Below are 17,653 nucleotides of genomic sequence, written 5' to 3'. Positions count from 1 at the left end.
CCACCGAGGAGGTCGTGGCCACCGTGCCGATGCGCACCGTCGAGGAGACCGACGCCGCGATCGCCCGCGCGGTCCGGGCGCAGCGCGCGTGGAGCTCGCTCGCCCCCGCCGAGCGGGGGCGGCTGCTGCGCCGCTTCGCCGCTGCGGTGGACGACGACCTCGAGCACCTCGCCGAGCTGGAGGTCCGCAACTCCGGGCACACCATCGGCAACGCCCGGGGCGAGGCGGCCAACGTCCGCGACGTGCTGGAGTACTACGCCGCCGCACCCGACCGCCTCTTCGGCAAGCAGATCCCGGTGGCCGGGGGCGTGGACGTCACGCTCCAGGAGCCGATGGGCGTGGTCGGCGTGATCGTGCCGTGGAACTTCCCGATGCCCGTCGCGGCGTGGGGGTTCGCCCCGGCGCTGGCCGCCGGCAACGCGGTGGTGCTCAAGCCCGCGGAGCTCACCCCGCTGACCGCGGTGCGGCTCGGCGAGCTGGCGCTGCAGGCGGGCCTGCCGGAGGGGCTGTTCCAGGTGCTGCCCGGCGTGGGCGAGGTCGTCGGGGAGCGCTTCGTCACCCACCCCGACGTGCGCAAGGTCGTCTTCACCGGGTCCACCGAGGTGGGCAAGCGGATCATGCGGGGCTGCGCCGAGCAGGTCAAGCGCGTGACGCTGGAGCTCGGCGGCAAGAGCGCCAACATCGTCTTCGCCGACGCCGACCTGGAGCGCGCGGCGGCGACCGCCCCGGACGGCGTGTTCGACAACGCCGGGCAGGACTGCTGCGCGCGGTCCCGGATCCTGGTGCAGCGCCCCGTCTTCGAGAGGTTCATGGAGCTGCTGGAGCCTGCGGTGCGGAGCGTGGTCGTCGGTGACCCCGCCGATCCGAAGACCGCGATGGGGCCGCTGATCTCGGCCGAGCACCGCGCCAAGGTCGCCGGCTACGTGCCCGACGGCGCCCCGGTGGCGTTCCGCGGCGAGGCGCCGAGCGGCAGCGGTTTCTGGTTCCCGCCCACGGTCCTCACGCCCGACCCGGCGGACCCGGCGTTCACCGAGGAGATCTTCGGCCCGGTGGTCTGCGTGGTGCCGTTCGACGACGAGGACGACGCGGTGCGCATCGCCAACGACACCGAGTACGGGCTGTCCGGGTCGATCTGGACGCGCGACGTGTCCCGTGCGCTGCGCGTCTCGCGCGCGGTGGAGGCCGGGAACCTGTCGGTCAACTCGCACTCCTCGGTGCGCTACAACACGCCGTTCGGCGGGTTCAAGCAGTCCGGGCTCGGCCGCGAGCTCGGGCCCGATGCGGTGGACGCCTTCACCGAGACCAAGAACGTCTTCATCCCGACCGGCGCGTGAGCGGGTCCGCGCCGCGCCGACCGGGTGTCCAGCACGAGACAGGGAGTCACAGCATGCCGGAACGTCTGCAGGACCGCGTGGCCGTCATCACCGGCGGCGCCAGCGGGATCGGCCTGGCCACCGCGCGCCGGTTCGCCAGCGAAGGAGCGCGGGTCGTCATCGCCGACGTCGACCCGGACACCGGGAAGGAGGCGGCCGCCGAGGTCGGCGGCCTGTTCGTGCAGACCGACGTCACCGACGCCGACGCCGTGCAGCGGCTGTTCGCCACCGCCGACGCCGAGTACGGCTCCATCGACATCGCCTTCAACAACGCGGGCATCTCGCCGCCGGAGGACGACTCCATCCTGGACACCGACATCGAGGCGTGGCGGAAGGTGCAGGAGGTCAACCTCACCTCGGTCTACCTGTGCTGCAAGCACGTCCTGCCGTACATGCGGCGGCAGCAGCGGGGTTCGATCATCAACACCGCGTCGTTCGTGGCGGTGATGGGCGCGGCGACCTCCCAGATCTCCTACACCGCGAGCAAGGGCGGCGTGCTGGCGATGTCCCGCGAGCTCGGCGTGCAGTTCGCGCGCGAGGGCATCCGCGTCAACGCGCTGTGCCCGGGGCCGGTGAACACGCCGCTGCTGCAGGAGCTGTTCGCCAAGGACCCGGAGCGGGCCCAGCGGCGGCTGGTGCACGTGCCGATGGGCCGTTTCGCCGAGGCGACCGAGATCGCCGCCGCGGTCGCGTTCCTGGCCAGCGACGACGCCTCGTTCATCACCGCCTCGCAGTTCCTGGTGGACGGTGGCATCTCCGGCGCCTACGTCACGCCCCTGTGAGTATCGTCGGGGTGGGTCGTGAGTGCGAAGACCGGCTCCAGCCGGTCCGCGCACTCACGACCTCCGCGTGAGGACAGGGGGTGGCGTGAGCCAGGACGAGCCGCTGGTGCTGCAGAGCCGGGCGAGCGAGGCGCTGTTCCGCGCCGTGCGCACCGGCAACGCGTTCGAGGAGACGGTGGAGCGCCTGCTGCAGGCGATCCGCCTCGGCGTGGTGGCGCCGGGGGAGCGGCTGCCCGCGGAGCGGGACCTGGCGACCCGCCTCGGCGTGAGCCGGGTGACGCTGCGGGAGGCGATCCGGGCACTGCAGGAGGCCGGGTACGTGGAGTCCCGGCGCGGCCGCTACGGCGGCACCTTCGTCAACGTCGAACCGCCCCGGTCCAGCCGCAAGGGGCCGCGCCGGATCGCCCGGGAGATGGGTGTCGACCTGCACGACGCCCTGACCCACCGGCACGTCCTGGAGGTGGGCTCGGCCGAGCAGGCCGCGGCCCGGGAGCTCAGCGAAGCCGAACGCGCCCACCTGGTCTCCCGGCTGTCCGACGCGGGCAACGCGGAGCTGCACAACTACCGGCGGATGGACTCGCGCCTGCACCTGGCGATCGCCGAGCTGACCGGCTCGGCGTCGCTGACCTCGGCGGTCGCCGACGTGCGGATGCGGCTGAACGAACTGCTCGACGCGATCCCGCTGCTGGAGCGCAACATCACGCACTCCAACGAGCAGCACGAGGAGGTCGTGCGCGCCATCCTCGACGGCGATCCGGACGCCGCCCGGCGGGCCATGGCCGAGCACCTGGAGGGCACCGCGTCGCTGTTGCGCGGCTTCCTGTCCTGAGCCCGGGCCGGTGGTGAGAAGCTGGTGCGGTGAGCACTGCCGAACGATGCCCCTGCGGACTCGGCGAGCCCTACGCCGAGTGCTGCGCCCGCCTGCACTCCGGGGAGCGCCGCGCGGCCACCGCCGAAGAGCTGGTGCGGTCGCGGTTCAGCGCCTTCGCGGTCGGGGACGCGGACTACCTGCTGGCCACCTGGCACCCCTCGACCCGGCCGGCGGAGGTCGACCTCGACCCCGAGCTGCGCTGGGTGCGGCTGGAGGTCCTCGACCGCACCGGGGGCGGGCCGTTCGACACCGAGGGCACCGTGCGCTTCCGCGCGCACTACCGGGCTCCGGGCGGTACCGGGGTGCTGACCGAGCACAGCCGCTTCACCAAGGAGGGCGGCGCCTGGTCCTACGTCGACGGCGAGCACGAGTGACGCCGCACGACCCCGAGGCAGGGGTCGAACACGGGAACTAGACTGCGTCGAGTGGCGGAATACCGGATCGACGATCTTGCTCGGGCGGCGGGTACGACGGTGCGCAACGTGCGCGTCTACCAGGACCGGGAGCTGCTGCCACCACCTCGGCGGCAGGGGCGGACGGCGATCTACTCCGACGCGCACCTGGTCCGGCTTCGGCTGATCATCAACATGCTGGAGCGGGGCTACGCGTTCGCCCAGATCAAGGAGATGATCACGGCCTGGGAGTCGGGGCGCAGCCTCGGCGACGTGCTCGGGCTGGAGGAGGTCGTCGGGGAGTCCTGGGCGGAGGAGGCGCCGCGCGCCGTGTCCGCCGCTGAGCTGCGCCGGATGTTCGGCACGCAGTTCAGCACCGCCAACGTCAAGCGCGCGGTCGAGCTCGGGCTGCTGGAGCGGCGCGGGCGCGGGTTCGTCTCGCCGAGCCCGCAGCTGCTGGACGCCGGTGCCGAGCTGGTCAGCCTCGGCGTCCCGCTCCGCGAGGTGCTGGACCTGGCCGAGCAGCTCCAGCAGGACATCGACCACGTCGCCGGCCACCTGGTGGAGGTGGTGCGCAAGCACGTGCTGACCCGTCCGGTGCCGACCCAGGAGGAGATCCCGTACTACAGCGAGGTGCTGCACCGCCTGCGCCCGCTGGTGATGTCGGCGCTCAACGCGGCGGCAGCCCGCTCCGCGGCGCGGGTCATCCCGGAAGTGCTCGGCGACCGCCTGATCGAGATGCTCGCCAACGAGGACCAGGCCAAGCGGGCCTGACCCCGCGCAGGTGCCCGATGTGGACTCCGTGACCGGAAGTCCCTGGTCCCGCCACGACCGCCTCGCCCACCCTGGCGCCATGGCCACGAGGTCGAGGACCGAGCAGCGCGCGGTGCCGCACGAGCGAGGTCGCCGCCTCGCCGAAGCGGTCCACGGCACGATCGTGCTGCTGCCCGCGCTCGACTCCATCTCCGACGAGCACCGCGGCGCAGCGGAGACGGCGCTGACGATCGCGGGCGGGGCGGGTGCTGTTCGTCGCCCGGCCGTACGCCCAGGTGGTGGCGCAGCGCGTCGCCGTCGACCGCGGGCGGGAGGCCCCGGCCGAGCTGGCGGCGGCGAACTGGCCGGTGGCGGCGGTGGCCGTGCCCCCGGTGCTGGTGGTCGTCGGTGCCACCGTGTCCGTGGCGGCCCGGCTGTGCCACGAGAGCCGGGCTCGCTCCAGCGCTGTTCACCGTCGGGGCGCTGGCCGTCGGCCTGGTCGTCTCCGCGCTGGACGAGACGGTGTGACGTGCGACGGCACCGGACACGCGCGCGGCCGGGGAAGGCGCGTGTGTGACACTCCGTCGTGCCCGTCCGAGCGTCAGAGGAAGCGATGACCAACGCAGCACCTGAGACCGCAGCAGCGCGCACGACCGAGGACCGCGTGGCGCGGTTGTTGACCGAGGTCTTCGCGCCCTGGGTGATCGTCGTGCTGCTGCCGCTGGCCGTGGCGTGGCGGGCCACCGCCGCCGTCGGTCCGGCGCTGGGGTGGGGCCTGCTGGTCGCGGTGACCAGCAGCGTCCTGCCGATGGGCGTCATCGTGTGGGGTGCCCGCACCGGGCGCTGGGACAGCCACCACGTGCGCGACCGGGCGGGCCGGTTCGTGCCGTTCGTCGCGCTCCTCGTGATGAGCCTGGTCGGGCTGGGGCTGCTGGTGCTGCTGCACGCGCCGTGGCTGCTCGTCGCGCTGGACATCGCCATGATCGTGTCGCTGTTGGTCACCGGGGGCATCACGGTCTGGTGGAAGGTCTCGATGCACTCGGCGGTGGCCGCGGGCGCGGTGGTGGTCCTCGCGGTGCTCTTCCACCCGGTGTGCTGGGCCCTGCTGCTGGTGGTGGCGGCGATCTCGTGGTCCCGCGTGCGGCTGCAGGACCACACGGCAGCCCAGGTGGTCGTCGGCGCGGTCGTGGGCGCGGTCGTCGGCGGCGGCGTGTTCGCCGCCCTGGTCTGACCGTCACGCGGGGAGGTCGGCGCGCGCCCGCTCCCGCACCTCGGACACGATCGGTGAGCGCTCGATCGCCCGGCCCACCTCGATCAGCCAGCGCGCCTCGGTGTGGGTGTCCGAGGCGACGCCCCGGTACGGCGCGCTGGTCTCGTCGGGGTCCTGCCGGTGGCCCGCGGCGTGCGCGTCGAGCGCGGTGACCAGGCAGGCGGCTTCCGCGGTCTGGTGGGCCGCCCGCTCGTCGAGCCCGGCGTCCTCGGCCGCCCGGCGGGCCCAGGCGCTGACCTCCGGGTGCACGTAGGGGCGCAGGACGAGCTGGGCGTCGCGGACCTCCACCACCCGCCGGTAGAGCGCGAACTGCGCGTTGGACCCCATCGCCCCGGCGGGCAGGGTGATCTGCGGCAGCTCCTCGGCCACTCGGCTCCACAGTGGACGAAGCCGTCGGTCGAGGTGCTTGGCGCGCCACCACGTCCAGGGCAGCACCGCCCGCGGGCCCCAGACCGGCATGGTCGCGCCGAGCGCCACCAGCGCCACGCACGCCGCCGCGCACGCACCGCCGATCGGGTCGAGGATCCCGGGCTGGTGACCGGTTGCCGACCAGACCGCGACGGCGATCTTGCTCGCCGCCCAGCACCCCGACGCCACGCACCCCGCCTGGATGGTGCGCAGTCCGGCCCGCAGCCAGCGGCTGCTGGTCTGGGAGATGTAGTGGCGGAGGAACCAGCCGAACGCCAGGGTCGCCCAGCCGATGTAGAGCGAGAACACCACGAGGTAGGCGGCGACCGGCGGCCGGTCGGCGAACGCGGCCAGGAAGTCCGGGTCGAACGGGATGCCCGCGGACAGCAGCAGCACCGTCATGACGACCGCGGCGAGCGCGGCCACCACCACCTGGACGCGCACCACGCGGCGCGCCTCGGCGTCTTCGTGGAGCAGGTGTGCCAGCAGCCCGTGCACGCACACCGCCGCCACGATGGCCAGCAGGTTCGCCACCAGGCGACCGAGGTTCGGCACCGGCTCCCAGGTGGCCACCCAGTCCAGGGTCCCCTGGGCGACCAGCGCGGCCGACACCCCCACCGCCCCGATCGCGCCGCACAGGTGCAGCACGCTCGGGGTCAGCGAGCGCCGGGACTGGACGAGCTTGGCGATCGCGGCCAGCACCGCGATGGTCCCCGCCGCTTGGAGGACGACACTGGTCATCGGCGCTTCTCCGGACTGCGCCGCGCGCTGTCGAACGTGGCCTGGATCTCCCGCAGCGTCCGGCCGGACTTCGCGTCGAGCTTGCGCACGCGGCGCAGCGGCGCCGGCGCGCGACCCGCGCGGTACAGGTAGAGGCTGGCCACCAGCTCGGCCTCCTGCTCGGTGGAGGCGTCGAAGGCCGAGCGGCCGAGCACGCTCTGCACCAGCTCGCGCGGCAGGTCGGGGACCAGCGCCTCGACCAGCGGCGAGTCGGCGAGCTTGGTGTCGGAGTGCCCGCACACCAGGTGACCCACCTCGTGCAGGATGATGTGCTCCTCGTGCAGGGGCGTGCTCGGCACGTAGCCGATGACGTCCCGGTCGGAGAGCGAGACCAGCGCCCCGCACGGGCTCTCGGACTCCACGGAGGAGACCCGGCGCAGCTCGATCGGCCGGCCGCGGAGCTCGGCGAGCTCGGCGATGAAGGTGTCCAGGTCCCACGGCGACGGCAGTGGGAGGGCAGCGGCCAGCTCCTGGCACCGGGCGGCGAGGTCGCGTTGCTGGGACCGTGTCACGTCGTGATCGTCGCTCATGACCAACACCAGCCGGGCGCAGCGGAACGGCATCGGCTCCGACTCGTGATCCCGATCATGCGCCATCGTGACCGGAGGTGGTGTTGGAGCGGCGCAGGTCCTCGACCACGCCGCGGATGCGGTCGGCTTGGGCGGGGGTGAGGCCGCGGAGGCTCACCGACTCCACGCCGTCCTCCTTGAGGCCGCGGAGTTCCACCAGCGTGGCCAGCTGGCTGCGGACCTTCTCGCCGTGCTCGGTGTCGGCGAACGTGTCCAGCGGGACGCCGAAGAACCCGGCCAGCGCCTTCAGGTGCTGCCAGCCGGGGTTGGGGGACTCGCCGGAGAGGATCTTGTACAGCTGTGACACGGAGATCCCGGTCGTTGCGGCGATCGCCTTGACCTCGTAGGGCTTCCCCGTCTCCGGGTTGGGGAAGTTCTCCCGCAACCACGCCAGCCGCTCGGCCAGGGCAGCACCAGCGTCTTCCATCACATCACTCCGACATCACCGGGCTTGGACCGTTTCGCCGATTGACGGATTCTCGCATCTTGGACTAACGTTTGTCGAGATTCCACGATCGTGGAATCGAGGTGCTGGGGGTGTGCCAGGCCGGGCGTGGCGGGGGCGTGTTCACCGCGTCCTGCCTGGCACGCAAGCCTCGATCGTTCCACCGTGGTCCCCGTCGAGGAGGCGCGCAGAGCACCCCTCAGACGTGGGTGTTCTGCGCCCTCCACGGGCCGGAGGGGGAGTCGGGTTCGGTCCCCTCCGCGCGCAGGAGGACAATCCCGCGCATGACGACGGGACTCCAGGCGGCGGCCCGGCGGTTGGCGCGAGGCGTGCGCACCGGGCACACCGGACCTGCGGTCGTGTGGCTGCGCATCGGGGGCGGCGCGACGCGGATCACGTACCCGGTGGGTGTCGAGGTCGACCTCGAACCCGACTTCTTCGACGCCAAGTCGGCGCTGACCGAACTGCTCCCCGTGCCGTCCGGGAGCCGGCCGCTGGTCGTGGAGCTGGTGGTGCACGAGTCCGGCCGGTTCGAGCTGGCCCACAGCACGGACCTGGAGTCGGAGTCGCGCGTGGTGCTCGACGAGGACTTCCGGTTGCCCAACCACCCGTTGCCCGGCATGGCGCTGCCGCCGGGGTCGGCGCACACCGGGGCGCCCACCGATCCGGCCGTGCTGGCCGAGGTTTCCGCCCTGTTCGAGGAGTTCGTCGAACGGTACGAGCAGATCAAGGGGCGCCCGCCCGCGCTGCGCCCCGGCTACTCCGAGCAGGAGATCGCCGCGGCCGAGGCCGACCTGGGCGTGAGGCTGCCGGAGGACCTCCGGGCGCTGTACCGGATGACCCGCGACGACGCGGCGGAAACCGGTCTGCTGGGCCGGTTCTCGCCCTACCCGCTGGACGACGTCGTCGAGTACCACCAGCCGGGTTCGCTGGGCTGGAACGACGGGCCGTTCGACGACGCGGTGGTCTTCGAGTCGAACCCGCCGGGCACCATCAAGCGCCTGTCCCGCAACGACTGGTGGATCACCTTCGCCACCGACTTCGCGATGAACAACCTCGCCGTCGACCTCGACCCGGCCGAGCACGGCAGGCCGGGCCAGGTCTTCGAGTACGGGCGCGACGTCCCCGGTCCGCCGGAGTACGTGGCGGGTTCGGTGACCGAGCTGCTGGAGGGTGTCGTCACCGCGCTCCGCGAGGGGGACTACGAGGACGAGGACCCCGAGTCGGACTACCTGCAGACGCACGCCGGCTCCGCGGGCGGGGGTTTCGGCGAGCGGGTCTACCACGACTTCGGCAGCCGGGACCTGGCGGAGGTCGTCGAGACCGCCCACGACGCGCAGCGCCTCGTGCTCAACGACGCGGTCGAGCTGGACCCGGCGGCGCTGGCGCCGCTGCGGACCCTGCGCGAGCTGCGGATCAACCGCGCGAAGCTGGTCGTGCCGTCGGTGGCCGACCTCCCCGCCCTGGAGTGCCTGGCAGTTGAGGCGGGACGCATCGACCTCGACGCCCTGGCGCACCAGCAGACGCTGTGGGACCTGAAGTTGGCCGGCTCCGCCGAGGCGGTGGACCTGACGGTGCTGCGCACCCTGCCGTCCCTCACCCGGCTCGACCTCTCGGGAGTGGAGGCCGCGGACCTCGCCCCGCTGGCGGACCTGCCCGGTCTGCGCGTGCTGGTCCTCAACGCCCAGCAGTGGGACGCGCTGCGCCGTGCGGGTCTCCGCCCACCCCGCCTCGCCGCAGCCGAACGAGCGGGCACCAGCTCCCTCCGCGACACCGCGGACTGGACCGAATGGCTCACCGGCCACCGGCTCCCCCTCCACACCGTCACCGGCACCACGAAGTGATCTTTCCGAGGTGAAGGGCACCTTTCGCCAACTGGATTGGCGAAAGATGCCCTTCACTCCTCACCCAATGGGGTGCGGCCGGGCGGGGTCGGGGAGGGGGCGAAACCGCCCGGCCGCGCGGCTCGACGCTCGGGGGAGGTGCATCGAGCCGAGTCCTAGAGGCGTCGCAGGGATTCCAGGACGCGCTGCTGGAGCTCCAGCGGTGGGTGTTCGGGCCAGAGCAGCGACATCAGTCTTCTCCCAGCTGGTCGATCACGGTCGGTCGGACCTCGCGCAGCAGGCGGACGACCTCCTCCAGAGCGGAGGCCGTCGCGTCGACCTGGTCGGCGTCGAGGCGACCGGCGCCCGCGAGGAACGCGACGTCGTCGAGGAGCCACTGGGCGCGGCGCAGGAACGTCGCCAGCGCGGCAGTCCTGGTGCTCACGGCTCGACACCGGCGAGCCGCCGAGCCTCCCGGTTGCACTCGGCGCAGGTGGCCCACAACCACGCCACCTCGCTGTTGTCCGCCCGGACGTCCCGCTGGCACAGCGTCGTCACCTGCGTCCCGGTCGGGTAGGCGCACCCGACGGGCTTCTCGGTGCAGCTCGCGTGCCGCTGCCCAGCAGCAGGCACCCAGTGGAACGGATGCATCGGCGCCCCCAGGAATAGTTGGTGCAACTGGTGTGCACCAGAGTGCACCACCACGTTTTCCCTGCACAATTCCACTATTCGGTGATCCACACGTGGTCTTGAAGAGCTAGGATTGGTGCATGACGCGCACCACCGGAGGAAGTCCGAAGGCCCGGATCGTCGGCGCTGAGCTGCGACGAGCGCGAGAGGAACATGACGTAGGCGTGCGCGAACTGGCGCGCAGGCTCGGGATGGACCATTCGAAGCTGTCTCGCTGCGAGAGTGGGAAGACCGCTGCTTCGCCCGAGTTCGTGGCCAGTGTGCTTGCAGCGCTGGGGGTTCCGGAGGCTGAGCGCGAGCGTGTCATCGAGTTGGCCCGCGGAGCGGATCGGACGAACTGGCTCTCTCCCGGTCTCCCAAGCGCGGACCACGAGCTGACCACGCTGATCGAGTTCGAGAAGACGGCCAGCGAGATCACGGAAGTCTCACCGTTCGTCATCTCTGGTCTGCTCCAGACCTCAAACTACGCCCGTGCAGTGATGACGTCTGGCACCGAGTCTCCCGGAGACCTCGAAACTCGCGTGACTCTGCGCGTGGGGCGGCGTGATGTGCTGACCCGCAAGAAGGGGCCGCGCTTCACGTTCCTCGTGATGGAGACGGCGCTGCGCACCAAGATCGGTGGACCGGTGGTCATGGCCGACCAGCTCCGGCAGGTCGTGACCATGTCGGAGTGGCCGAGCGTCACCGTGCGAGTCATCCCGGCAGACCTGAACATCTGGCACCCGGCACTGCACGGCTCCTACATCTTGTTCGAGTTCCCGAAGGCGGATCCCATCGTTCACCTGGAGCAGTACGCATCTGCTGTGTTCCTCCACGAGCGCGAACAAACCGATGCCTATCGAAGCGCGACAGATACGCTGCGCGGGCTGGCGATGAGCCCTGACGACTCGGTCAAGCTCATAGCAGAGGTCGCCGAGGAGATGGAGAACATGACATGACGCGGGAGCCGACTGGCTGGCGGAAGTCAAGCCGTTCACATCAGCAGACTGCGTGTGTCGAGGTCGGTCGGGTCGATGACGGCGCGGCGGTTCGGGACTCGAAGGACCGGGAGGCCGGCTACTTCACGACGACGGCTCATCAGTGGCAGCTGTTCGTCTCGGCCGTCAAGGCAGGCCGCTTCGACGGCTGACCGCGATGGGTGTCGTGAGTGCGTAGTCCGGCTCCAGCCGGTCCACGCACTCACGACTCCGAACGGCCGCATCGACGGCCCTGTCGCGTTGCGTCATCCAGCGGAACGTCCTGCGGTCTGGGTGGGCGAATTGATCGATTCCGTCCCCACGGTTGTTCCCTGCTGGTTAGGCTCGCGGCTGCGACGCCTTGTGTCCCAACGACGAGAGCCGACCGCGATGGGCTCGTGAGTGCCCAGACCGGCTCCAACCGGTTCATGCACTCACGACCTCTGACCTGGGGGGGAGGACATGGACGGCAACATCCTCGATCCGGACGCAGCCCGCGAGCGGTTGGCCGCGTGGAAGGGCCGGATCGAAAAGCTCGCCGCTGACACCAAGACGATGAGCGACCGGCTGCAAGAAGTCCGGGTCACCACGACGGACCCGAAGGGCCTGGTCGAGCTCACCATCGACTCGACGGGCGCGCTGGTCGACCTGAGGCTGACCAACAAGATGACCAGCACCCGCCCCGACGAGGTCTCGCGCACGATCATGGAGACCCTCGCCGCGGCGAAGAACCAGCTGGCCGACCGCTCCCAGGAGATCATCGCCGAGACGGTGGGCACCGAGTCCCCGGCAGCGCGCGCCATCGCGGAATCCGTCGGCAACCACCTGCGCACCGAACCGGCCGAGAAGAAGGCCGCCCCTGAGCCCGATGTCGAGGAGGACCCCGAGAACCAGTCCTTCTTGGAGAAGTGGTGACCATGGGTGACGGTTTCGCTGTCAGCGCCGAGCAGATCCGCGCGCACGCGAGCAAGGTCGAACAGATCCAGGCCCGCTTCGACGCGGTGAAGTCCGCCAGCGCGCACATCCAGCAGGACGACCAGGCCTACGGCCTGCTCTGCGGCTGGATCGCCGGCGTCCTGGAAAGCCGGCACGCCCGGCAGAACGAGCTCATCGACTTCGTGGCGGAGAACCTCTCGCTGGCCGCGGAGTCGCTGCGCGCCACCGCGGACGACTACGAGAGCCTCGACCAGGAGCACGCGGACCTCATCCAAGCCTCCGGTGGAGACATGCCATGAGCGACGGTGCGCTGGTCGCGCCGGTCGAATCGACCCGCAAGCCGTGGACCGGCTCCGGGCTGGCCGAGGGCGTCGAGGGGCTCGTCACCTCCATCCAGAACGAGGACTGGGTGTCCGGCGCGCTGGCCGGGATGGGGCTGGGGCTCGAAGTCGCCTCCACCGTGCTCGACCCGTTCAGCGCGCTGCTGTCCAACGGCATCGGCTGGGCCATGGAGTACTTCGAGCCGTTGCGGGAGATCCTCGACGAGCTCACCGGCATGCCGGACGTGGTCAGGTCCCACGCCGCGACGTGGAACAACATGGCCGAGGAACTCGGCTCCATGGCCGAAGACCTCAAGTCGAGCCTGGAGAACGACCTTCCCGACTGGCAGGGGGAGGCGGCCGACGCCTACCAGGCGATGATGGCCAACAACGTGGAGGCCATCGGCGGTCTGGCCGCGATCTCGGCAGCGATGGCCTCGGCCACCGAAGGCGCCGGCGGCCTGGTGGAGATGACCCGGGAGATCGTCCGCGACCTCATCGCCGACCTGGTGGCACGGGTGATCGTGTGGGCGGCGGAAGCGATCTTCGTGGTGACGATCCCGGTGATCGCGGCCCAGATCACCTCCGCGGTGGTCAAGTGGGTCGGCCGCATCTTCACCTACGTCACGAGCCTGATCGACAGCCTCACGAACCTGAGCAAGCTCTTGAACGGATGAGGGGGAGTCCGTGGCACCGAAGAGGCCCCGAGGCAATGGTGGAGGCGATACCGGCGGGAGTTCCCACAAGACGCGGCCATCGCAGAAGGTCGGTCACGTAGACGCCAGCTCCAGCGTCTCCAAAGCCCAAGACGCCACACACCAGTACGCCACCGCAGGCCGCGCCGGCTCCAACGGCCACAGCCCCACGACCCCGGCAGGCCACACACCGCCGCCGAAGACGAACACGTCGGACCCGCACTCGACGAAGCCTGGCGGCAAGGACGACACCCCGCTGCACGACAGGTCCGACGACCCGCAGAGCCCGACCAGGGACGCGGACAACCGCAACACCCAGGGCGATCCCATCGACGTCGCCACCGGGGAGATGGTCCTGCGTCAGGTCGACGTGGAGCTGCAGGCGGTCCTCCCCCTGGTCCTGAAGCGGATGCACCTGTCGTCGTACCGGGTCGGACAGCACTTCGGTCCCTCCTGGGCGTCCACCCTGGACCAGCGGTTGGAGTTGACCAGCGCCGGTGTGTCCTTCGCCGCGGAAGACGGCAAGCTGCTGCTCGCCCCGACTCCAGCGGTCGGTGCCACGGTGCGGTTCGCTCGCTCGCGCCATGAGCTCACCCGCGGCGAAGACGGTGGCTACACCCTCACCGAACACGACACCGGTCGGAAGCTGCTCTTCTCCCCGGGTGACCGGGTGCTGTGGCTGGCGACGGTCGTGGACCGCAACGGCCACCGCATCGAGTTCGACCGCGATGCCGACGGAACAGCGGTAGAAGTGCGGCACTCGGGTGGCTACCGCATCCGCGTCGACTCCGAGGACGGCTTGGTGAGGGCGCTGCACCTCCGCGAAGCCGACAACGGCGAAGACGTGGCGCTCATGCGTTACGTCTACGAAGAGCAACGGCTCACTGAGGTGATCAACGCGTCGGGCCTGCCGATGCGGTTCACCTACGACCACGCCGGCCGCATCACCAGCTGGACGGACCGCAACGACGCGTGGTACCGCTTCACCTACGACTCCGAGGGTCGTGTGGTGGCTGGTGAGGGGTCTGGTGGCTTCCTCAGCGGCACGATGGAGTACGACCGCGAGAACCGGATCACCACGTGGACGAACTCCCAGGGCGCCCGCACCACCTACCACCTCAACGAAGCGGGCCAAACGATCCGCGAGATCGATCCACTGGGTGCCGAGACCCGGTTCGAGTGGAACGAGCATGATCAACTGCTCTCGCGCACAGACCCTCTCGGCCGAACGGTCCGTTATGACTACGACGATGATGGCAACCTGATCGCCGTCACGCGACCGGACGGAAGCCAAGCTCGCGCCGAGTACAACGCTCTTCGTCTTCCAGTTGCCGTCATCGCGCCGGATGGTTCGGTCTCTCGGCGGGAGTACGACGAGCGCGGCAACCTCATCACATCGATCGATCCCGTCGGGGCGGTCACCAGCTACACCTATGACGATCGCGGGCATCTGACGACCATCACAGATGCGTTGGGCAACGTGCGGCGTATCGAGACGGATGCGGCAGGCTTGCCGGTGGCCCTGACTGATCCACAGGGCAACACAACCCGTTGTGTGCGCGATCCGTTTGGCCACGTCACGGAAGTGATCGATCCGCTGGGTGCTGTCACGCGACTCGGCTGGACCGTCGATGGCAAGCCTGCGTGGAGAACGCTGCCGGACGGTGCAACTGAGCGTTGGATCTACGACGGGGAAGGAAACCTACGGGTCCACGTCGACGTCTTGGGGCAGGAAACACGCACTGAGTTCACGCACTTCGACCTTCCGTCGGAAGAGATTCGCCCAGACGGCACACGCCTGCGGTTCGGCTACGACACCGAACTGCGCCTCGTGTGCGTCACCAACGAGCTAGGCGCAGTGTGGCGTTACGACTACGACGCGGTGGGCAACCTGATCCGGGAGACTGACTTCAACGGCCGCGTGGTCACCTACCAGCACGACGCCACCGGGCAGCTGGTCGCGCGTACCAACGGTGTCGGCGAAACCACGCAGTTCGCCCGCGATGCCTTCGGCAACGTCGTCGAGCGTCGCAGCGGTGCGGTCACAGCGACGTTCACCTACGACCCATTGGGGCGCTTGGTCGAAGCGATGGACGGCGACACGCGGGTGACTTTCCAGAGGGACGCGGCCGGGCGCGTCCTCGCCGAGACCATCAACGGTCGCACCGTTGCCTCGGTCTATGACGCACTGGGCCGCCGGATCCGGCGGCACACGCCCTCCGGTGCGGAGAGCGTGTGGGAATACGACGCCAACAGCCGGCCCGTTGCCCTGCACATGGCCGGGCGCACGCTACGTTTCGGCTACGACCGCGTTGGCAATGAGATCCAGCGGGAGATGGGACCGACGGCTGTCCTCACCCAGGCATGGGACGCCAACCACCGGTTGCTTTCGCAGACAGTCACCGGGGCGGCCGGGCGGCAGATCCAGCAGCGTTCGTACACCTACCGCGCTGACGGTTGTTTGACGAGCGTAGACGACAAGCTCATCGGCTCGCGCACGTTCGAACTCGACCGAGCAGGCCGTGTCACCGTCGTCGCTGGAACTGGCTGGACCGAGCGCTACGCCTATGACGCTGCGGGCAACCTCACTCACGCCTCATGGCCGACGTCGCCTGGTGCGGATGCCGAAGCGCTTGGTGACCGCGAGTACAGCGGTACCCTGATCCGCCGCGCGGGCAGGGTTCGCTACGAGTACGATGCTCAAGGTCGCGTCGTGTTGCGCCAGCGCAAGCGCCTGTCTCACAAGCCAGAAACCTGGCGTTACTCCTGGGATGCTGATGACCGCTTGGTCGAAGTCCTCACCCCGACCGGGGCACGCTGGCGCTATCGCTATGATCCGCTCGGACGCCGGGTGGCGAAACAGCGGCTGACGCCGGATGGCTCAGGTATTGTTGAGCAAGTTGAGTTCACCTGGGACGACACGGTTCTCGTGGAACAGGCACACACTGACGGTGTGCCCAACGGCCCGCAGCTGGCCGATCGCCGGGTGATGGTGTGGGACTACGAACCTGGCACGTTTCGTCCTCTGGTCCAGCGGGAACGCTCGCAGCTCCGCGACGCGCCCCAGCAGTGGTTTGACGAGCAGTTCTACTCGATCGTCACTGACCTTGTCGGCACGCCGACAGAACTGGTGAACGACCAAGGCGGCATCGCTTGGTACCACCGGACCACGTTGTGGGGTGTCACAACGGACCGAAGTCGCACCGGCGTCTACACTCCGCTACGCTTCCCGGGCCAGTACGCTGATCCGGAAACGGGCTTCAACTACAACTTCCACCGCCATTACGACGCGGTGACCGGGCGGTACGGCAGCAGTGACCCGATCGGTCTGGAAGGAGGTGTGAACCCGCATCTGTACGTTCCCAACCCCCATACCTGGCTCGACCCGCTCGGGTTGAAGTGCACTAGCGCAGAAGAGGCGCTGCGTGACTGGAAGAGCAGGAAGATGTGGTTCGGGAACGAGCAGTTCCTCCTCGACAAGGCTGGGATGAAGCACTTCCTGGAGCGGCATCATCCGGACTACTGGACCGGGGAAACCAAGAAGACGCAAACCTTCTTCGACAGGAGTATGTCCGTCAAGGACATAGAAAATGTCGCAGTCGAGGTCATGCACCAGAACCGGGGCGAGCTCATCGAAAAGGGAACCAATGGAATGTACCAGATTTCCGGGGTGGTGGACGGAAAAGAATACGTTCTCGGATTGAACCGCGGCCGCGTTGGTCAGCTCTACCCGAAACCTTGAGGATCTCATGATTGGTGTGCAGTCGCTCCTGCGGACGCCCGATGGCGCCTTCGTCCCGGTGCTCGAAGCTGATCCCGGCGACCTTGACGAGTACTACCTAGCGGGTGCCATCGACCTCGAAATCAATGGCACCCAAATCATCGACACGGAAATGTGGGACTATGTCGACCAGCTGTGGGCCTACATCTGCACCATGCTCCAGGATCTCCGTAGCAGCGGGACGTCTCGAACGTACTTCCCTGATCAGCCGATCGAGCTGAAGTTCGAACGACTTCCCAGCTCGCTCGTCCTGGTTTCGATCGAGGCTGGTGACGATATCAGGAAGGTCTCTGTAGACGAAGAGGAGTTGGTCGAGAGGCTGGGGTGCGCCGCAAAAGAGTTCTTCCAGGACATGAATTCACTTCTTCGGCAAGACCGCTATTCAGGCGAGCTCAGGAAGATTGATTCCATCTTGCGTCAGTGAAGACCTTCCGCGGAGCTTCGTCGTTCAGGGGCTCTTGATCGCGTGGAAAGCTGCGGCCGCCTGCTGTTGCGTGGTGCTCGCGTGCTTCTCGGAGATCTCCGCGAACACCAGCGGGGAACCGGCCTTGCGGTTCGACACGCCGTTCACCTGGGACGAGGTCTGCTAGCGGATCACCTGATCCAAGGACGTCGGTTGGCATGCAGCCGAGCGCAAGTGGAAATACGGCGGTTCGCCTCGTGCCGTCGGGCGTGATAGCGACTGGGCCACCATCGCGCCGACACCGTGGCGACCATGCTGCTCTGGGACAGCGAGATGACATCGGTGCGGCCTCAGATCGGCCGACCGTCACCCGCGCAGCGCTGTGCCGTCGCCGTGCGAGCGGTCG

At 69.4% G+C, this 17,653-nt stretch carries 19 protein-coding genes; 14 read left to right on the top strand and 5 right to left on the bottom strand.

Translation table 11 applies throughout. The features are described from left to right. The first annotated feature begins 29 nt into the window (after window positions 1-29). From HNR68_RS20800 to HNR68_RS20775, 6 genes are all read left to right on the top strand, one after another. Window positions 30-1,334: an aldehyde dehydrogenase family protein gene (locus HNR68_RS20800; protein WP_246331288.1), complete on the top strand. Its 1,305-nt coding sequence runs from the start codon at window positions 30-32 to the stop codon at window positions 1,332-1,334. 53 nt (window positions 1,335-1,387) lie between these two features. Beyond that, window positions 1,388-2,155, top strand: coding sequence for a 3-oxoacyl-ACP reductase (locus HNR68_RS20795; protein WP_179723441.1), 768 nt, complete (start codon window positions 1,388-1,390; stop codon window positions 2,153-2,155). 85 nt (window positions 2,156-2,240) lie between these two features. Next, complete coding sequence (locus tag HNR68_RS20790; RefSeq protein WP_343050290.1) at window positions 2,241-2,984, top strand: FadR/GntR family transcriptional regulator; 744 nt, start codon at window positions 2,241-2,243, stop codon at window positions 2,982-2,984. Window positions 2,985-3,013: 29 nt separating this feature from the next. Continuing rightward, a complete protein-coding gene (locus HNR68_RS20785) occupies window positions 3,014-3,400 on the top strand; it encodes a YchJ family metal-binding protein (RefSeq protein ID WP_179723440.1) in 387 nt (128 codons plus the stop codon). 51 nt (window positions 3,401-3,451) lie between these two features. Then, window positions 3,452-4,192: a MerR family transcriptional regulator gene (locus HNR68_RS20780; RefSeq protein ID WP_179723439.1), complete on the top strand. Its 741-nt coding sequence runs from the start codon at window positions 3,452-3,454 to the stop codon at window positions 4,190-4,192. A 592-nt stretch (window positions 4,193-4,784) separates the two neighbouring features. Further along, window positions 4,785-5,402 (top strand): hypothetical protein, encoded by a 618-nt coding sequence (locus HNR68_RS20775; protein ID WP_179723438.1) that lies wholly within the window; start codon window positions 4,785-4,787, stop codon window positions 5,400-5,402. Between the two features lie 3 nt (window positions 5,403-5,405). On the opposite strand, the gene HNR68_RS20770 is transcribed toward HNR68_RS20775, so the two are convergent. The 3 genes from HNR68_RS20770 to HNR68_RS20760 all read right to left on the bottom strand — a co-directional run bounded on the left by HNR68_RS20770 (window position 5,406) and on the right by HNR68_RS20760 (window position 7,625). Next, complete coding sequence (locus HNR68_RS20770; RefSeq protein WP_179723437.1) at window positions 5,406-6,590, bottom strand: MAB_1171c family putative transporter; 1,185 nt, start codon at window positions 6,588-6,590, stop codon at window positions 5,406-5,408. Next, entirely contained in the window at window positions 6,587-7,141 is a 555-nt protein-coding gene (locus tag HNR68_RS20765; RefSeq protein ID WP_179723436.1) for a M48 family metalloprotease, read from the bottom strand. Before HNR68_RS20765 ends, HNR68_RS20770 begins: the two co-directional genes overlap by 4 nt. Before the next feature lie 73 nt (window positions 7,142-7,214). Then, on the bottom strand, window positions 7,215-7,625 hold the full coding sequence (locus HNR68_RS20760) for a helix-turn-helix domain-containing protein (RefSeq protein WP_179723435.1): 411 nt from the start codon (window positions 7,623-7,625) through the stop codon (window positions 7,215-7,217). 302 nt (window positions 7,626-7,927) lie between these two features. On the opposite strand from HNR68_RS20760, the gene HNR68_RS20755 reads away from it, so the two are divergent. Further along, the gene (locus HNR68_RS20755; RefSeq protein WP_179723434.1) at window positions 7,928-9,487 is read left to right on the top strand and encodes an SMI1/KNR4 family protein; all 1,560 of its coding nucleotides are present in this window, start codon (window positions 7,928-7,930) and stop codon (window positions 9,485-9,487) included. 229 nt (window positions 9,488-9,716) lie between these two features. Here HNR68_RS20755 and HNR68_RS20750 read toward each other — a convergent pair whose 3' ends face one another. Both HNR68_RS20750 and HNR68_RS20745 read right to left on the bottom strand, forming a co-directional pair. After that, window positions 9,717-9,911, bottom strand: coding sequence for a hypothetical protein (locus HNR68_RS20750; RefSeq protein WP_179723433.1), 195 nt, complete (start codon window positions 9,909-9,911; stop codon window positions 9,717-9,719). After that, on the bottom strand, window positions 9,908-10,117 hold the full coding sequence (locus tag HNR68_RS20745) for an HC3 family zinc finger protein (protein ID WP_179723432.1): 210 nt from the start codon (window positions 10,115-10,117) through the stop codon (window positions 9,908-9,910). Before HNR68_RS20745 ends, HNR68_RS20750 begins: the two co-directional genes overlap by 4 nt. Before the next feature lie 119 nt (window positions 10,118-10,236). Here HNR68_RS20745 and HNR68_RS20740 point away from each other — a divergent pair, with 119 nt between their 5' ends. From HNR68_RS20740 to HNR68_RS20710, 7 genes are all read left to right on the top strand, one after another. Beyond that, window positions 10,237-11,094 carry a helix-turn-helix domain-containing protein gene (locus HNR68_RS20740; protein WP_179723431.1) on the top strand — a complete coding sequence of 286 codons (858 nt, stop codon included), beginning with the start codon at window positions 10,237-10,239 and terminating at the stop codon, window positions 11,092-11,094. Continuing rightward, window positions 11,091-11,285 carry a DUF397 domain-containing protein gene (locus HNR68_RS20735; RefSeq protein ID WP_179723430.1) on the top strand — a complete coding sequence of 65 codons (195 nt, stop codon included), beginning with the start codon at window positions 11,091-11,093 and terminating at the stop codon, window positions 11,283-11,285. The genes HNR68_RS20740 and HNR68_RS20735 overlap by 4 nt, the downstream gene beginning before the upstream one ends. A 289-nt stretch (window positions 11,286-11,574) precedes the next feature. Further along, window positions 11,575-12,027, top strand: coding sequence for a YbaB/EbfC family nucleoid-associated protein (locus tag HNR68_RS20730; RefSeq protein WP_179723429.1), 453 nt, complete (start codon window positions 11,575-11,577; stop codon window positions 12,025-12,027). 2 nt (window positions 12,028-12,029) lie between these two features. Next, a complete protein-coding gene (locus HNR68_RS20725) occupies window positions 12,030-12,347 on the top strand; it encodes a type VII secretion target (RefSeq protein WP_179723428.1) in 318 nt (105 codons plus the stop codon). After that, window positions 12,344-13,045, top strand: coding sequence for a WXG100 family type VII secretion target (locus HNR68_RS20720; protein ID WP_179723427.1), 702 nt, complete (start codon window positions 12,344-12,346; stop codon window positions 13,043-13,045). The genes HNR68_RS20725 and HNR68_RS20720 overlap by 4 nt, the downstream gene beginning before the upstream one ends. Window positions 13,046-13,055: 10 nt before the next feature. Further along, window positions 13,056-16,805 carry an RHS repeat-associated core domain-containing protein gene (locus tag HNR68_RS20715; RefSeq protein WP_179723426.1) on the top strand — a complete coding sequence of 1,250 codons (3,750 nt, stop codon included), beginning with the start codon at window positions 13,056-13,058 and terminating at the stop codon, window positions 16,803-16,805. Window positions 16,806-16,812: 7 nt separating this feature from the next. Continuing rightward, on the top strand, window positions 16,813-17,268 hold the full coding sequence (locus HNR68_RS20710) for a hypothetical protein (RefSeq protein WP_179723425.1): 456 nt from the start codon (window positions 16,813-16,815) through the stop codon (window positions 17,266-17,268). Window positions 17,269-17,653 lie beyond the last annotated feature (385 nt).

Source organism: Saccharopolyspora hordei (assembly GCF_013410345.1).
GTDB lineage: Bacteria > Actinomycetota > Actinomycetes > Mycobacteriales > Pseudonocardiaceae > Saccharopolyspora > Saccharopolyspora hordei.
This window is presented reverse-complemented; position numbering and strand designations above follow the sequence as displayed.

Excerpts from the sequence above, each read along its gene's own strand:
- HNR68_RS20760 (WP_179723435.1), bottom strand. The coding sequence starts at position 7,625 with ATGGAAGACGCTGGTGCTGCCCTGGCCGAGCGGCTGGCGTGGTTGCGG.
- HNR68_RS20770 (WP_179723437.1), bottom strand. The coding sequence starts at position 6,590 with ATGACCAGTGTCGTCCTCCAAGCGGCGGGGACCATCGCGGTGCTGGCC.
- HNR68_RS20745 (WP_179723432.1), bottom strand. The coding sequence starts at position 10,117 with ATGCATCCGTTCCACTGGGTGCCTGCTGCTGGGCAGCGGCACGCGAGC.
- HNR68_RS20740 (WP_179723431.1), top strand. The coding sequence starts at position 10,237 with ATGACGCGCACCACCGGAGGAAGTCCGAAGGCCCGGATCGTCGGCGCT.
- HNR68_RS20755 (WP_179723434.1), top strand. The coding sequence starts at position 7,928 with ATGACGACGGGACTCCAGGCGGCGGCCCGGCGGTTGGCGCGAGGCGTG.
- HNR68_RS20720 (WP_179723427.1), top strand. The coding sequence starts at position 12,344 with ATGAGCGACGGTGCGCTGGTCGCGCCGGTCGAATCGACCCGCAAGCCG.
- HNR68_RS20735 (WP_179723430.1), top strand. The coding sequence starts at position 11,091 with ATGACGCGGGAGCCGACTGGCTGGCGGAAGTCAAGCCGTTCACATCAG.
- HNR68_RS20725 (WP_179723428.1), top strand. The coding sequence starts at position 12,030 with ATGGGTGACGGTTTCGCTGTCAGCGCCGAGCAGATCCGCGCGCACGCG.
- HNR68_RS20795 (WP_179723441.1), top strand. The coding sequence starts at position 1,388 with ATGCCGGAACGTCTGCAGGACCGCGTGGCCGTCATCACCGGCGGCGCC.
- HNR68_RS20800 (WP_246331288.1), top strand. The coding sequence starts at position 30 with ATGCGCACCGTCGAGGAGACCGACGCCGCGATCGCCCGCGCGGTCCGG.
- HNR68_RS20710 (WP_179723425.1), top strand. The coding sequence starts at position 16,813 with ATGATTGGTGTGCAGTCGCTCCTGCGGACGCCCGATGGCGCCTTCGTC.
- HNR68_RS20775 (WP_179723438.1), top strand. The coding sequence starts at position 4,785 with ATGACCAACGCAGCACCTGAGACCGCAGCAGCGCGCACGACCGAGGAC.
- HNR68_RS20730 (WP_179723429.1), top strand. The coding sequence starts at position 11,575 with ATGGACGGCAACATCCTCGATCCGGACGCAGCCCGCGAGCGGTTGGCC.